The following is a 16,331-nucleotide window of genomic DNA, read 5'->3' as shown; positions in this document are numbered from 1 at the left end:
CGGGGAATGCCGGAGCCTGATTCGGGGATCCAGCTCTCGGTAACGTAGTGAGGCTTGTAGAGGCTATCCATTCGTCAGACAGCAAATGAGTGGTTGGATAACTCTTATCCAACCACTCATTGCGGTTTATGCGCTAGATAAAGCTTAAACATACGGGGTTTCAGGGCCATAATTTGGCCTCAATGAGAATGTCAATGACACCTCAATGGGAAGATCAATGAGAACTCTTGTCATTGAAGAGGAATGAAGTTAGCATTGAGCCGTCATTGTTAACATTGAGGGCGGGTATTCATCGTGAACAATTGGTCCGAGAATCAGCTGAGAGAGCTATTGGCTGAGCTTGAGTTGCGCGGCGGTGATTCAACAACAGTCGAGGTCAAAACCGCTCAAGGGGGCATTCCGGACTCTCTACCGCAGACATTGTGCGCGTTCGCAAACATGCCGAGTGGCGGCCTTATCATTCTCGGTGTCAATGAGAAGGAAGGATTCGTTGTCACTGGCATTGAGAATCCTTCGGAGATGGAGGCTGCTCTGGCCTCGCAGGCGCGTCATGCCATCACCCCTCCAGCCACAGTGCATACCGACAGTGTGGCAATAGATGGCACGCATGTCGTGATTGCGGAGGTTACGGGTCTTCCGATTATTGATAAGCCTGCTATCTACAGGGGAGAAGCGTATCTTCGAATGGCTGATGGGGACTACCGTATGAGTGCCTCGGAGCTGCGCATGATGGACGTGGCAAAGCTGCATGCCGAAGAGGCAGTGTCCTATGACACGACGATTGTGGAAGGCACGAGCCTTGCAGACCTAGATAGCGACGTGGTGCAAGATTTCTTGGTTCAGGCGCGGAAAAAGAATCGGCGACTATCGGGACTTACTCAAGATGAGGACGTCTTACGGGCGCTAGCGGTGACGACCGCGACTGGAGAGCTGACGCTTGCTGGCCTGTATGCGCTGGGTTTCTATCCCCAAGGGCATTTTCCCTCCTTAGCAGTAACGGTGGCGCAAAGGCTACCAAATGGTTCGAAGCACGGGCGAGTGTTGGGGTTGGAGACCTTTGAGGGGCCCGTTCCGGTGCTGTTGAACTCGGTAATGGGATGGGTAAGGCAACGTTTAGCCGCCGTACGGCGATATCGAGAGGACGGATCAATGGTGGAAGTTCCTGAACTTCCCCTTCCGGCCATTCGAGAGGCCGTGGCTAATGCATTGGTGCACCGTGATCTTGGGCCAAATACGTTGGGTGCGGGTAAATCGATTGATGTCCGCCTATTACCGGACAAGATGGTTATCTCCAGTCCAGGAGGCCTACGAGATCTGACGGTTGAACAGCTCAAGTCGAGAGATCTGGCGCGCCAGGAGATTAACCAGCGGCTCTATAGACTGTGCCGATATCTCAAAGCAGACGATGGCTCTTTTGTTATTGAGGGCGAAGGCGGCGGCGTGCAGCTCATGCTGGATGCCGCGCGAGAGCAAGGACTACCGGAGCCTGACCTGATAGATTCTGGCGTGCAATTTACGGTGAAAATGTGGCGGCCGGACACTCGTGGAGAGGCCCGTATCTGGGAGCCACTACGCAAGGAGGAATCAGGCACCGGCCCGGAACGACGAGTGGATGCACCAGTGACCTTGGAACGCCTGGGTGTTAACGCCCCGCGCGTAGCGGAGGCGCTGCGTACGGCGGCACAACCGCTGTCTATCGGCGAAATAGAAACAGCCACAAACCTTACTCGAGCGCAGGTCCGATATGCGCTGAAGTCACTGGTGAAGGCACGATTCGTGCGTATGGATGGCACGCGCGGTTCACAAGCGACAACCTATGAATGGCTAGCTAACCGCGGGGCTGCAGACGCTTAACCAGCTGATCGTGGTGGACTGGGGCGAGGCAGCCGGCGTCGACGACGCGCCGGGCTAGCTCCTTGTCCCCCATCTTGGCGGCAAAGGCCATGCCCATGGTGATGTCATGGTCGGGGCGCCCGATAAGCGTGATCTCATTGCCAGGAGTGATGCGGCCAGGCTCGATGATGCGCAGGTAGGAACCGCAATCGCCGCGCTCCGTGAAGGACTTGAGCCAACCGGGCTCGTCCATCCAACCGGAGAAGGTGGCGCAGGGCGTGCGCGGGATAGACACTTCGAGCACGCACTCCCCCACCTGAATCCGCTGGTTGATCAGCATATTCGGCCAGGAAATCCCTTCGGTGGTGAGGTTCTCCCCAAAGTAGCCATCACGCAGCACGCGGTTGAGCGTGCCCTCCCAGTAATCGAGCTCCTCACGGGCCACCGCATACACAGCCTTCTCAGCACCGCCGTGGTGGGCGTGGTCACCGATGGAATCCCCCACCACGCCGGAGCCGTCACCATAATTGGGCCCGGGGATCTCCAGATCCAGGAAGGGGCGCGGCTGCTTATCGATGCCCGTGTACTCGTGCCGCCCATGCGGCTCGGGGCGGCGGACAGCGACGTTCGTGGAGATAACCTTCATGCTCACCTATTGTGGCACACCTCACGCGGTTATAGGTCGCGATTGTGGAAGAGCGCCTCTGCGGTCACGAGGTCGTAGAAGAAGAGGCGGGGGGCGAGGGGGAGGACGTCGGCAAGCATGGGCATGTCCTCCTTGAGCAAGGGGCTTTCCATGATGATGTCATTCGCCGCGGCGCGGGACGCCAGGGCGAAGGCATAGGAAATATAGGGCATCCAGGCCGCCGCATTGAGCTCATCTGCCGTATTTCCGCTGGCGAAGGCGCCCAGCGCGATGAGGGTGTGGCTGACGGACATGTCAACGCCCGCGTTCTGCACCAGCGAGGCCAGTGCCGTGGCGTCCTTGCGCAGGTGATCGATGGTGCCCAGCGCATCGAGGGCGCCGTTGTTGGCAAAGCACTCGCGCAGCGCGGCGACGCGGCCGGCCTCCCCCATCAGATCGTCGACGGGCGGTGTGGGGCTGTGAATGGTTGCAGCATTGAGCAGCATCGGGCGGGTCAGCCCATCAGCGCCGGACTCGCGCAGGGCGGTGAGCTCGGGGTTCTCGCTGGCGGAGGGATCGAGGAGGAGGTCCAGGTAGCTATCGACGCCGGACTCGGCGGTGGCCTCCAGCGGGGAGTGGAACAAGCGCGTGCGCGCAAGCGAGCGGGCCTGTTGGTTCACGCTGACGCCGGTGCGGGCCAAGGCGTGGACCGCGGCCTCCGGTTGGGCGCGCAGGCGATCGATGGTGCTGTCGAACATCGCCTGCAGTTTCGGGTTGGGGCTGCGTTGCGAGAGCACGTGAAGCGCGCGGAAGGTGCCCCAGAGCTGCTCCGGGGTCCAGTCCTTCGAAGCCAGGGCGGCCGGCGAGCCTTCCGGCGTGATCACGATGGAGGCGCTGGATGGGCGAGCGGGGGCGGCGAGGTTGGAGGAGGAGCGGAGCTCGCGGACGTCGACAAGCAGCGAGCCCTGCTCGGCAAGGTCGGCGGGCAGCTCAAACCCCTCTTCGGAGGGAGTGAGTTGGGTAGGCGCCACGGTGGGCTCAGCCAATGGCCAGGCCCAACCCACTACTTCTGCTGGCGGCTCTGCGTTCTGTTCGATGACGATGTTGGCATCGGCGTCGAGGAGGCCGCGGCTGACGAAGGGGGACTTGCGGACGGTGGCCAGCGCCGCATAGATCAGGCTGGTGGATGCGGAAGCCTCGTACTCGACGATGCGCCGCTCCAGGCTGCGGGCCTCGTGGGCCGCGCGCTCCTCTGCCGGGAGCGAATCCAGGTAGTCCTCGTAGGACAGCGTGGACCACATGAGGAAAAGTTCGGCAGAGGGCTGCTTGCGCACGGCGTTGGCCAGCGCGGCGTTGGGAACGGCGAGGCTGGTGACCGCCTGCGTTGTCTTCGAGGTGCGCGCCAGCTCCTTGATTTTCTGCCGGCCATCGATGGTGACGAACTTCGCCAGCGGCAGCGGGCGCGGTGAGTGGACGGTAAACATGTCGTCCTGATCGAGCTGGCCGGCAAAAATCACCGGCTTATCGGAGTGCTCGGTGGGCTCCAGGCCGATGCGCTTGACGCGGCTGAACAGGGCCTCGGGCCAGACATCGAATTCCAGTTCATAGCCGGCCTCGCTGGCCACGACCTCGCGGCGCGAGACCTCGGTGTCCTCGAAGGTGCGCAGCCCCTTTTCCAACGCGATGGGCTTCTTCGGCGGGGAAGCCAACGTGTAGCTGAAGGCCGAGTGCGCGCCGAGAGCATCGATGATGCGGAAATCCATGCCGCGCGGACCGTCGTTGGTGGCGCGCATGTGGAGGCCCTCGGCGAGGGAAATGAAGCGGACGTCGACAAGCTCCTCGTCGTGCCACAGCGACACTTTGTAGCGGCCCACCCACGGGTCTTCGTAGAGGTCACCCGGGAAAGGTTCGGCGATGCCCGCGTCGAAGGTCTGCTCCGAAATCTCCTCCTGCTCGCCGCCGAGGGGCGCATAGGTGAGATCGATGCGCCACTCCCCTTCCGCGATGAGGTGCACGCGCGGGGACTTGGTGAACACGGGCTCGTTGTCGAGGCCACGGGCGTTGGGGAGGATGGCGACGTCAAAGTCCCACTCGAAATCGCCGTGCTTGGCGACGTCCACCGGTTCCCTCTGCGGAACCTTAACCTGATCCGGCAGTGGGCCCACTTCCCAGCCGGCCCAGATGCCGAGGGGCTCAGCGGCCTCGAGCGTGCCCTGCGGCGCGATAAGCGTGGTGCGGTCATAGACGATAAACGGCGCGTCCTCGGTGATGCCGGTGAAGGTGACGGTCTCGATGAGATCCTCATCGCCATCGCGCAGGGTTACCTCGATGCGGGTAAAAGGCCCAGGGATGCCGACTTCCAGCGGTTCTTCGGTGGCGAATTCGCGCACCGAGTGCGGGCGGTCGATGAAATGGGACTTGACCACCCACCGCGGATCCGTCAGGTCCGCTTCCGGGTAAGTAGCGGGCAGCTCCAGCATGAGGATGTTGCTGCCCCGGCGCAGTGAAATCCGGGGGCCCTGCTCGATGATGTCAGTAGTGACCACAGGCGTTGTGGGAAGTGAATAAATCTCCGCGCTCATTTGCCTCATCATAGGACACAGCGGGGTGCGGTTGCCATGTCGCTGGTAGACGGGTTGACTGTCCTACGCTTAGGACAGGTGTCCTATCAGTAGGACAGATGGCTATAGTGGGCTTATGGACCCAGTACAACTCCTCAAGAAAAGCCCGCTGAGTCTAAGTGAGGTTTCTCGGCGTTCGGGGGTCTCGCGAAATACGCTCAATCTGTGGTTGCGCGGGACAGCGCAACCGAGTTTGGCCGGGTTGAACAAAGTAATGCGCGTGCTCGGATATGAGGTTTCCGTATCGGTGCACCGCATGAGTGACGCCGCCGCTGCGACTGCTGCCCGAGTGCTTCTTGGGGAGCTAATAAGTGAGGATCCAGACGTTAAAGGGTGGATTGACCGGTTTGTGCAGTGGGGCGACGCTCCGGGTGAGGACGGAGACTATCAGGCACTCATAGAACGGGCCGGATGGGCGTCCAACCCCTATGGCCGCCGCGGGGCTCTCCACTTCTTGCCGTCGAATCCCATAACGATTGCCTCGGCGGTTGATGCGAGCGGGCAGCCGTGGGCGATGTCGGGTGCTTTTGCAGCTCAACGCAGATCGAAGCAAAGCGCTGGTAGAGCAGAAAAGCCTCACTCGACGTTGATTTGGTGCACAAATCCAGCGGAGATAGTTCCCTCGTTGCCCACTCGGATTCGTGCGAGTGCCGAACCCGTATCCGGAGGAATCACCCTCGTGCCTGCCGCTGGTGAAGAGTTAACGGGCGCAACGAAAGAGTCAGGAATACACTACGTATCACCGCATCAGCATTCTATTGATGTGTGCGCAGAAAACTATGTGGGAGGGGCATAGGTGATGAGAAGAGCAACGAGCCGAGTGAGATGGGAACACCATGAGCGGCCGCACGTTTCGGAGTTGGGGACCGACCGTGCGTTATTTCGATTAACCAAGCAACTTCCTGACTTGGTGTGGAATGCCGCCGCGCTGGAAGGAAACACGTTTACCCTCCCAGAAGTCCGTACGTTGCTCGATGGCGTCACGGTGGGTGGAAAGGCGCTTGCTGAACAGCAACAGATCTTGGACTTGTCAGAAGCTTTCAACCTGCTCCATGAGCTGGTCCTCAAAGAGGAATGTGCGGTGGATAAAGCCACCAGTAACGCACTCCATGCCGTGCTAGCAAGGAACGAGGCCCTGGACGCTGGTCTTTTCCGTGGTGAAGGCCATGTGGAGGGAGATGGCGGTGGAGTGCGGCTCATGGATGGCGGGTTCATCCCTTTCGACCCTGCTGATGAATTGGGTGAAGCTCATGCCGATTTGCTGGTCTCCCTTCAAGGGCTTGAAAACCCAGTCGAGCAAGCGTTGGCCTATTTCTGCTCTGCCACGCGTAGCCAGTTTTACTTCGATGGAAACAAGCGAACCGCACGGCTTGTGGCGTCAGGCCTCTTGATGAGCAATGGCTACGCAGCACTTAATATCCCTAATGCGAGAAGGCTGGAATTCAACCTTGCCCTCGATGAACTGTTCCGATCCGATGACGCTACGACCTTGATGGACTTCCTGTATGACTGCCTAGAGGAGTCCTCCCAGTAAGCGCAGTAGGCCCTCCGCTTCCGAAGCGGAGGGCCTACGTGGGGGCTGAATGCTCAGCGCATCCTTTAGTGCATAGTGCTGTAGTGCTTAGCGGAACATCTTCTGCAGAGCGGAGAAGTCAGCCTTGACCACGCCGACAGACTGCAGGAATGCGGCGATGGCGCCGAGCAGGGCAGCCACAACGCCTGCGCCCAAGAAGCCGGCGCCGACGGGGTGGCGTGGCTAAAAGGAACAGAGTTGACGACACCAGCGGACTTGTTGTGGTCAATTGCCTGCTCGGAGATTTCTTCAGGGAGTGGCCGTATGGGGACTTGTCCAGAACACTGTTGACGTCGGCAAGCACTGCGTGGACACCATAAAACGACAAACGGTGAACCCCAGGAGGTGGGATTCACCGTGGTGAGTGAATGGGCAGATTATGCCATCTGCAGCGTGGTCACGCAGGTACCGCCTTCGTCAGAGGTATCCAGGGGAACCTCGCCGGTCTTGCCGTCCTGCTCGATGGTGATGGTGCCCTTCTTGTCGGCCGGCAGCCAGTAGCCAATGAAGCCGTTGTCGAACGTCGTGGTGTCTTCGTTGACTAGCTCATTTCCTTCGTCATCCGTGATGGTGACGTGGATGTCTTCCTGGCTGAGCTCACCGGTGCAGGTGGTCAGGGAGTGGTTGAAGCAGTCGTGCGTATGGGAGAGGTACGGCGCAATAGAGAGGTAGAACTTGTCCTCCGGCAGCGGCAGGGAGGCCTGACCCTGTTCAGTAGCGAGGATGAGCTCGTTCGGGCGCACGGATGCGAGGAGATCGCTATTGCGCTCGTCCTTGGACTGGCGGTCCAGCTTGTCCACGATTTCCTGGCCATCCAATCCTTCGAGATCGAACTCGGCGAGGATCTCCTCGGCAGGCACCTGTTGGATGTCGGTGCTGGAAGCGGCGCTTTTCGAGGCTTCACTCGGTACGGGGCTGTCAGTAGAGCAAGAGGACAGGGTGATGGCTGCGGCGCAGGCGGCAGCAAGAGAAATGAGGCGTTTCATAAGTCTTCCGAATGGGTCCGATTGTGTTGACCCAAGCCTATACCCCACCGGGGTATCCATCAATGGAATGAGAGAAGGATCATCTTTTCGCGCTACGCGGGCTGAGCCTTCCCATATAGCTGTCTCAATGGCTGCAACAGCTACCCTGAAGTACATGATTACCGGCGCCCTCAAAAACAACGTCGACCGCATTTGGGACACCTTCTGGTCCGGCGGCATTTCCAACCCTGTTTCCGTCATCGAGCAGTTCACCTACCTGCTCTTTATCAAGGACCTCGACGAGCGTCAGGTCCAGATTGACAAGCGCCGAGCGCTAGGAGATCCCACCGCGACGGAAGACATCTTTGACGCCAGCCAACAGGATCTGCGGTGGCGCAACCTCATTGAGGACCGTGACATCGCCCGCCGCAAGGCCACCATTATCAACAAAGTCTTCCCCTTCATCAAAGAGATGGGCGGCACGGGCTTCCAAGAACACATGGCCAACGCCTCCTTTGAGATCGAATCTGAGGCCACGCTCTCGCGTGTCATGGAGCTCATTGACCAGCTGCACTTCTCCAACAAGGACATGAAGGGCGACTTGTATGAGTACATGCTGGACAAGCTGTCCACCTCGGGTACGAACGGCCAGTTCCGCACGACCAGCCACATTATCGAGCTCCTCGTCGCGCTCATGGAGCCCACACCACAGCAGCGCATCATCGACCCAGCGTGTGGCACTGCCGGGTTCCTGGTGGCTGCCAATGATTGGATTGCCCACCATCACCGCGCAGACCTGTTTAACAAGGACACGCGCACAACGTTTACCAATGAGGGCCTGACAGGCTTCGACTTTGACAAAACCATGGTGCGCATCGCGGCGATGAACATGTTCATGCACGGCTTTGAAGAACCCAACATTTCTTACCGCGATTCGCTGCAACAGCTGCCCACAACGTTCGATGAGGCCTTTGACCTTGTCCTGGCCAACCCGCCTTTTGCGGGCAGCCTGGATAAGGATGCCGTCGATCCCAAGCTCAAGTCGGTGACGACGGCCAAGAAGACGGAGATTCTTTTTGTCCACCGCTTCCTGCAGCTACTCAAGCCGGGCGGTCGCGCTGCGGTGATTGTCCCTGAAGGTGTCCTCTTCGGCTCTACCAAGGCGCACAAAGCCCTTCGCAAAACCTTGGTTGAGGATCAGCGCCTTGATGCGGTCATCAAATTACCCTCCGGCGTGTTCAAGCCCTACTCGGGGGTGTCCACCGCAGTTTTGTGCTTTACCCGTACGGACTCCGGCGGCACTGATGAGGTGTGGTTCTATGACGTCACCGCGGACGGTTACTCGCTGGACGACAAGCGCACTCCGCTTCTCGACGCCCCGCTGCTCGGCCCCTCCCCCGCCTCCCACATCCAGGACTTAAGCGATCCCGCGCTTGCCGACGACCCCACGCCCGTCACCCTCACCGACGAGCAGCTGAAGCTCAACAACCTTCCGGACGTGGTTGCCCGTTGGCACTCCCGCACCACCGACGAGCGTGAGCGCGCCCGCACGGACTACTCCTTCACCGTGCCGAAGGAAGAGATTGCTCAAGCCGACTATGACCTCTCCATGAACCGCTACAAGGAGATCGTCCTCGAGGTAGAAGAAACCCGCGACCCCATGGACATCATCGCCGAAATCGAAGAACTCGACCGCGACATAACCCAAGGCCTTGCCAACCTCAAGACCATGCTCAGCGAGGGGAAATAACATGGCGAGCACTGCAAAGCATGACTGGCCGATGGTGCCACTGCCGAAGTTGGTGCAATTCCAATCAGGTGGGACGCCTTCTACCAAAAAACCTGAATATTACAACGGTGAAATACCTTGGGTGACAAGCGCGGATATTTCTGAAAGTCACTGTATAGATGCAAAAAAGTTCATCACAGAAGCAGCGATAAGAAACTCAGCGGCCTGTATCGCTCAACCCGGTTCTGTCCTTTTGGTTACGCGAATCGGTGTGGGGAAATCTGCGTTGGTTGAAGCCCCGGTTAGCTTCAGCCAGGATGTTACAAATTTGAATGATCTGTCAGAAGAATGCAACGCAAGATATTTGCTTCATTTTCTACAGTCTGCTCGTTCTTTCTTCCAATCGAGGAGTCGTGGAGTAACCATCAAAGGGATCAAGAGGACGGACCTAAATGACTTATTGGTTCCCCTCCCTCCCCTCGACGAGCAGCGCCGTATCGCGGCGATTTTGGATGAGGTGGAATCAGCAATTGTCGCTGCGAAGTCGCAGTTGTCAGAGTTGAGTGCAATTCCGTTTTGGATGGGCGACCGAAAGTTCGAACTAGTCGCACTAAGCGAACTGGTCGATATTCGCTCAAGTCTGGTTGATCCGACGAGCGAACCATATATGGATATGCCGCATATTGCGCCAAACAATTTGAGCTCGGGCTCTGATGACTTTGTTGGAGTTAAATCCGCTGTTGAAGATAGGGTGACTAGTGGAAAATATGCTTTTCAAGCAGGCGATATCCTTTATTCAAAAATTCGTCCGTACCTAAACAAAGTTAGCATTGCTGCTTACGACGGAGTCTGTTCGGCGGACATGTATGCGCTGGTTCCTAGAAACAGAACGCAGACTGATTGGATTGTTTGGCAGTTACGATCTAGTCGCTTTTTAGCCTATGCCGCATCTTCATCAGGGCGCGCCAGCATACCTAAGATCAACCGTAAGGCGTTGGGGGCTTTTAAAGTTCAGATAGTTGAACCGGCGGTTTTGGAACAGTTCAACCGTGAGCAAAATGTGAAGAAGACCATAGAAAATTCTGTACGGAAGAAACTTTATCTCCTGCAAGAATTACAAAGTTCCCTATCTACTCGCGCTTTCCAAGGAGAACTCTAATGGCAATTTTGAAGTGGCATGGATACATGGTTCCAGTGCTTCACGTATTGGCGTCAGATGGCCAGGTGTTTAAGCGCAGTGTGCTTATCGAGGAGGCTGCGGTACGCGTTGGCGTTACGGACGAAGAACGTCTTGAGACCATTCCTTCCGGACAGCCGCTCTATGAAAACCGTGTTGGTTGGGCGCTGACATTCCTTAAGAAGGCGAACGCCATCATTTCGCCGGCGCGGGCGCGTTTTCAAATTACAGACTTTGGCCGTGACTTGTTGGCACGCTATCCGGAAGGGATGACGGAGAAGCAGCTGCGTGCAGAAATTGCGGGCACGGAAGCGGAATTAACATGGCGGGGCCCGAGTCAGGGAAGCAAGGCTGTGCACAAGGCGAATTCTGATAAGCAAAGCGACCTTCCGGAGGTCGAAAGTGAGCTCGACCCACTGGAACAGGTGGAAACCGGTGTTTCCCGCAACAACGAGTTGGTGGCTGGTGATCTGCTCACGCGGTTACACGAGAATGAGCCGGCGTTCTTTGAACAAGCAGTACTGGACCTGCTCATGGCCATGGGATACGGCGGAACGCAGGGAAAGGCCACGCGTACGCAGCTATCCAATGATGGTGGTATCGACGGGATCATTGACCAAGATGCGCTGGGTCTTTCCCGGATCTACGTGCAGGCTAAACGGTATGGACTGGATAAGAGTATTGGGCGGCCGGATATTCAGGCCTTCGTGGGCGCGCTGCAGGGCGCGCAGGCGGACCGCGGGGTGTTCCTGACTACGGCGAAATTCTCCGATAGGGCGCAAGAGTACGCGGATGCGGTGGCCTCACGCGTCGTCTTAATCGACGGGAATAGGCTGGCGGAACTGATGATTCGCTATGGCGTGGGTGTTCAGGTCAAGCGGACTGTAGCGCTGGTTGAAGTGGATGAGGATTACTTTGAGTAGTTAGCCTAGTAGGGCCCGGTTTCCCTTTCGAGTATTTCGAATTGCTCTAAGATGGCCCTATGAATGAGGTACGGAATCACCGCCCCCACACGACCGTCCCGCCGCAAGACCTAGAGGCCATGCTCGATGTGAGTAAGTTCCTGGAGAGGTTGGAGGGGCCGCCTGCGCTCGTGGGGTCCGACGGGCAAGCGGTGGATCTGCCCGAAGAGGCACTTGGAGTGTTGTCAGAAGCCGTTCGCGCGATGCAGCAGGGAAAGGCCATCACTGTCGCACCTGTGGACCAGTTGCTCACAACGCAGGAAGCAGCAGATTTCCTTGGTATTAGTAGGCCAACTCTGGTGAAAAAGCTCGAGGACGGGTCGATAGCGTTCGAACGCACCTCAGGAGGCAAGCATAGGAGAGTTCGGCTCGTTGACGTGCTGCAGTACCGGGATGAGCAGCGGGCTGAACGTCGTAAAGCGCTGCGAGAGCTCGTTTCTGAGGCGCAGCGCGCGGGCGCCTATAGCGCGGGTACTGATGATGCAGATGCAGAGGATATTGCCTTGTCCCTCAAGGGCGCACGCAAGGAAGCAGCAGAGAAAGCGCGGCGTGGCTAGGATTTCGGCTCTTTTGGCTGCGTGCACGCTGTTCCCAAAGAGTCCAGGCAAGCTATCACACGCGGTCTTCCCTACCCAGAAGCGAAACAACGTCGGTCTTAGAAGGTAGATAGCTTGTGGTGTCCGGCTCTGGAGCCGTAGTGGTCAGCGGGGAGTAAGGCGCCGGGGTGTGGCTCAAGATTCCGGCAGCTACTAGTTGCTGTACGCGGCTATTGGGGTGTAAGACGGGAACAACCCTAGCAATGGGTTGAGTCCGGTCAGTGTTGATCACAGTCTCTCCGGTAATTGGTGGGCTTTGGGACAGCTCGCAGTTGAACAACGGGATAGTGCTGATCTTAGCGGCGCGTGAAGAAATAACAACGGGGAGTCGGAGCCGTTGGCCAGAGAATGAAGTGATGGCGGTAGCTAGGCCAAGAGCCGTGACTTAGAATTACTGGAATTAAGACGTATCCGATGTGAAACCATGTCCCTGGAGAATTCTATGGTGACCCCTACTCCCCCGTCTCACCCGAATACTGGGCGTAACTCTGTGCAGGGTGGGCCAATCCGCAGCACTAACTTCGGTTTTGTGCGCTACGTCTGGCCCACGGCGTATGAGGAGTGCTTAAAGGTAGAGCGGTTCGTGGACGCGGATCCGGTGATTTCCTGCTTCTATGCGCGCAAGGTGTTAGAGCGAGTAGTCAACCACATCTGGGCATTCCGGAGCTTAGGTGATACTCGGTATCTCAGCTTGGCGGAGATGACCAGGGACCGTGGTTTCCTTCAGTACGTGAAGAACGAGACCATGCTGCGCAAGATGACCATCTTGCGTAAGAGCGGTAATGACGCCGCGCACGCCGATGACATGGAGGGCAAGCAAGCGCCGGCCACCTCGCAGAAGGCGCGGGCAGTGGTAGCGCATTTGTATGACCTCATGGCGTGGGCGGTGCGATACCACTCCGCGAACCCGAAGGCCGCGCCAGGCCCGCAGGCAACCTTTGATACCAGCCTGCTGGGCCAGAGCGCAGCTGATGCCTCAGGTATCCACGTTGCTGGGCGCTCCCAAGCGCAGACCGCCGCCTACCTCAAGAAGCTGGCGCAACAGGATGAGGAGCTAAAGAAAAACCGGCTGCTGCTCGATGAGGCGCAGGAAGCTGCCCGCGAGGCGGAGGAGAAGCGTCTTCGTGAGGCGGCCCAGTTCGAGCTCAAGCGGCGGAGTGCGGAGGTTCGCGCGAAGGCGGATCTCGCCGATGCGCAGGAACAAGCCGAAGCAGAGCGTGCGGCTGCACAGCAGGTAGAAGAGAAGCTTGCTGCCAAAATTGAGGCGCTTGAGGCGAAGCTAGCCGAGCAGGAAGCGGCCGCAGCCGAGCGCGCCGGGGCGGGAGCACAGCCTGATGCGCCTTTGGCGATCGGTGAAGCCGAGACTCGCCGACAGCTCATTGACCCGATGCTGGAAGTGGCCGGTTTTAGTGGTGACTCCGTCACCCGGGAGCTTGAGCTACACGGCATGCCTAACACGTCCGGTGTTGGTTATGCGGACTATGTCCTGTGGGATGATGACCGCACACCGTTGGCCGTCATCGAGGCGAAGAAGTCCATGGAGTCCATGAGCGTGGGCTCCCAACAGGTGAAGCTGTACGCGGACTGCATCGAGCGCGAATACGGAATACGGCCTGTCATGTTGTGCACTAATGGTTATCACATCGACCTGATCGATGATGCGGCCAACCTTCCTGGTTCTGGTGCGGGCTATCCCGCCCGCGAGGTGGAGGGCTTCCCCACCGCGCAGCAATTGCGCCGCATGATTGGCCGGCGCACCATGCGCACCCTGTTGAGCGAGACGCCGGTAGACACGGACATTGCTGGCGGCGGCGCCCGTGCGTACCAACTCGAGGCCATCCGTGCGGTGACGGAGACGTTGGAGGCGCGGAGGCGTCGCCAAGCATTGTTGGTCATGGCAACAGGAACTGGTAAGACCCGCGTGGCCGTAGCCACCGCCAAGCTGTTGCGTCAGGCCGGCTGGGTGGGCAAGGTGCTGTTCCTGGCGGACCGAACTGCCTTGGTCAATCAGGCGCACAAGGCTTTTGTGAGCATGTACGCGGAGTCCACGCCCGTGAACCTCATCAAAAATCCTGAGCAGGTGGGTGATGTGTATGTCACCACCTACAACACGATGATGAATCTCATTGGGGATGACGGTGACAAGCCGGCGAGGTACGGGCCTTTCGACTTTGACCTCATCATCGTGGACGAGGCCCACCGCTCCGTGTACAACCGCTTCAAGCGGATCTTGGAGTACTTCGATGCCTACGTAGTGGGGCTGACGGCGACGCCGAAGAGCGAGATTGACCATGACACGTATGCACTCTTTGAGATGGAGGATAAGACTCCGTCCTTTGAGTACGGACTTGATGAGGCCGTGGCAGACGGTAACCTCGTGCCCTTCAAGACGGCTCGGCAGGACTCGCTGTTCCTGCGGCGGGGCATGGCCTATGACGAACTTTCCCCGGAGGAACAGCTGGCATGGGACACGTCCGACTGGGGTACCGACGAGGACGGCGGGCGCTTGGATCCGCCTGGTCAGGTTTCTTCGGCGGAGATTAACCGTTACCTGTTCAACAAGGACACCATACGCAAGGTGCTGAAAACCGTGGTGGAGAACGGGATCCGCGTGGGCGGTGACCAACTGGGCAAAACCATCATCTTCGCCCGGACTCAACGTCACGCGGAGCTCATCAAGCAAGTCTTTGACGCTACGTTCCCGGAGTATTCGCGTACTGGAGCCTCCGTGATTACCACGCACACGAAGTATGCGCAGTCGGCATTGGACGACTTCGCAGATCCGGACGGGGACGTCAACATCGCGATTTCGGTGGACATGCTTGACACCGGCGTCGATGTGCCCGAGGTGGTCAACCTTGTGTTCTTCAAACCCGTCTACTCCCCCACCAAGTTCTGGCAGATGGTGGGCCGAGGGACGCGATTGCGCCCGGACCTCTTCGGCCCGGGGATGGACAAGACGCACTTCCTCATCTTCGACTTCTGCGGCAACGTGGACGAGTTCTTTAAGGGTGAAGCCCGTGAATCGGTTATTGGCCGCCCACGGTCGCTGTCGGAAAAGCTCTTTGATGCCCGCGTGGGGTTGCTTGCTCAGTTGGATAAGCACGCTAAGGCCCCAGAGATGCGCGCCGAACTTGCTGACTCCCTTCACGCCTCGGCGGCGTCTATACCGCTAGGCCACATCATGGTCCGCCCCAGCGACAAGGAAACCTTGCTGCGATACCGCGAACGCTCTGCGTGGGATGAGCTAAGTGAGGAGAAAGCTGAGCAGCTGCGCCGCCACATTGCGCACTTGCCGCTGGACACGATGAAGGACTCTGAGACAGCTAAGCGCTTTGACCTAGTGATTTTAAAGCTCCAGGTGGGGCTGCTCGACCACAGCCCGGAGTTCGCGGCACTGCGCGAACGAGTCGAGAGGATGGCGAATGACCTCATGGCCGTGAGTTCCACCATCCCCATGGTGGCCGAACGGCGGTCCTTCCTCGAGCGCGCGCTCGATCCGGAGTGGTGGAATAACGTGACGGTCGAGGACCTCGAGACCATCCGCATCGGCATGCGTTCGCTCATTCAGTTCGTGCCCAAGGGAAAGCGCAACGCCGTCACCCTCGACATCCAAGATGAGATGGGTGAGCTCACGATTGATGACGAGATGCCGGCGCGGCTGCCCGGCACCGGTTCCTACCCCACCCAACTGGAGCAACGCCTGCGCGAATTGCTGCAGGAGCATGCCAACGACCTGGCGATGATCAAATTGCGCAGTGCACGGACGCTTAACGCAGAGGACGTCGCAGCGCTGGAGGCGATGGTAGCCCAGGCAGGCGGGGGAAGTGGGGGTTCCACGGAAAGCGTCGACAAGCTGCGTGAGCGCATGGGTGGGGACAGCATTCCTGCCTTCATCCGCCGCTTGGTGGGCCTTGACGAGGCGGCAGTCCGGGAGCAGTTTGCAGACCTGCTCAGTAATACGTCTTTCAATGCTGCCCAAATACGCTTTATCAAGATGCTGGTAGATGTGCTGGTTCACAACGGTGGTGTGGCCTACGAGGAGATCTTCCAGCCTCCCTTTGATGAAGAGGGTTCCGTCATCGACATTTTTCACAACAAAACCGACGTCATTGTGGATCTACGCAAGCGCCTTGAACGGATTGAAGCGACGGCGCAGGCTACCTAGTTACTACCATGCCTCAGAACAGGAATACGGTCCGGCTGGGTCTAACTGGGGAGATGTCCGTGCGGTGACTACACTGTCTAAC

Annotated in this window: 11 protein-coding genes; 8 read left to right on the top strand and 3 right to left on the bottom strand. The window is 58.5% G+C overall.

What is annotated here, in order from left to right; translation table 11 throughout:
• The first annotated feature begins 294 nt into the window (after positions 1-294).
• The gene (locus tag CAURI_RS12945; RefSeq protein ID WP_010187954.1) at positions 295-1,854 is read left to right on the top strand and encodes an ATP-binding protein; all 1,560 of its coding nucleotides are present in this window, start codon (positions 295-297) and stop codon (positions 1,852-1,854) included.
• Here CAURI_RS12945 and CAURI_RS12940 read toward each other — a convergent pair.
• Together CAURI_RS12940 and CAURI_RS12935 are read right to left on the bottom strand one after the other, a co-directional pair.
• Entirely contained in the window at positions 1,829-2,479 is a 651-nt protein-coding gene (locus CAURI_RS12940) for an MOSC domain-containing protein (protein ID WP_010187953.1), read from the bottom strand. The genes CAURI_RS12945 and CAURI_RS12940 overlap by 26 nt on opposite strands.
• Before the next feature lie 29 nt (positions 2,480-2,508).
• A complete protein-coding gene (locus tag CAURI_RS12935) occupies positions 2,509-5,040 on the bottom strand; it encodes a hypothetical protein (RefSeq protein WP_010187952.1) in 2,532 nt (843 codons plus the stop codon).
• A 115-nt stretch (positions 5,041-5,155) separates the two neighbouring features.
• Here CAURI_RS12935 and CAURI_RS14350 point away from each other — a divergent pair, with 115 nt between their 5' ends.
• Positions 5,156-5,875: a helix-turn-helix domain-containing protein gene (locus tag CAURI_RS14350; protein ID WP_157753247.1), complete on the top strand. Its 720-nt coding sequence runs from the start codon at positions 5,156-5,158 to the stop codon at positions 5,873-5,875.
• A 3-nt stretch (positions 5,876-5,878) separates the two neighbouring features.
• Entirely contained in the window at positions 5,879-6,613 is a 735-nt protein-coding gene (locus tag CAURI_RS12930; RefSeq protein WP_012715377.1) for a Fic family protein, read from the top strand.
• A 416-nt stretch (positions 6,614-7,029) separates the two neighbouring features.
• Here the strand turns inward: CAURI_RS12930 and CAURI_RS12925 are convergent, their stop codons facing one another.
• Positions 7,030-7,638 (bottom strand): CueP family metal-binding protein, encoded by a 609-nt coding sequence (locus CAURI_RS12925; protein WP_010187949.1) that lies wholly within the window; start codon positions 7,636-7,638, stop codon positions 7,030-7,032.
• Between the two features lie 127 nt (positions 7,639-7,765).
• On the opposite strand from CAURI_RS12925, the gene CAURI_RS12920 reads away from it, so the two are divergent.
• From CAURI_RS12920 to CAURI_RS12900, 5 genes are all read left to right on the top strand, one after another.
• Positions 7,766-9,367, top strand: coding sequence for an N-6 DNA methylase (locus tag CAURI_RS12920; RefSeq protein ID WP_010187947.1), 1,602 nt, complete (start codon positions 7,766-7,768; stop codon positions 9,365-9,367).
• A gap of 1 nt (position 9,368) precedes the next feature.
• Positions 9,369-10,505 carry a restriction endonuclease subunit S gene (locus CAURI_RS12915; RefSeq protein WP_012715374.1) on the top strand — a complete coding sequence of 379 codons (1,137 nt, stop codon included), beginning with the start codon at positions 9,369-9,371 and terminating at the stop codon, positions 10,503-10,505.
• Positions 10,505-11,446 (top strand): restriction endonuclease, encoded by a 942-nt coding sequence (locus CAURI_RS12910; protein ID WP_010187945.1) that lies wholly within the window; start codon positions 10,505-10,507, stop codon positions 11,444-11,446. Before CAURI_RS12915 ends, CAURI_RS12910 begins: the two co-directional genes overlap by 1 nt.
• A 59-nt stretch (positions 11,447-11,505) precedes the next feature.
• Positions 11,506-12,042: an excisionase family DNA-binding protein gene (locus tag CAURI_RS12905; protein WP_010187944.1), complete on the top strand. Its 537-nt coding sequence runs from the start codon at positions 11,506-11,508 to the stop codon at positions 12,040-12,042.
• A 463-nt stretch (positions 12,043-12,505) separates the two neighbouring features.
• Entirely contained in the window at positions 12,506-16,249 is a 3,744-nt protein-coding gene (locus CAURI_RS12900; protein WP_236660859.1) for a type I restriction endonuclease subunit R, read from the top strand.
• Positions 16,250-16,331 lie beyond the last annotated feature (82 nt).

This window comes from Corynebacterium aurimucosum ATCC 700975 (assembly GCF_000022905.1).
Classification (GTDB): Bacteria; Actinomycetota; Actinomycetes; order Mycobacteriales; family Mycobacteriaceae; genus Corynebacterium; species Corynebacterium aurimucosum_F.
This window is presented reverse-complemented; position numbering and strand designations above follow the sequence as displayed.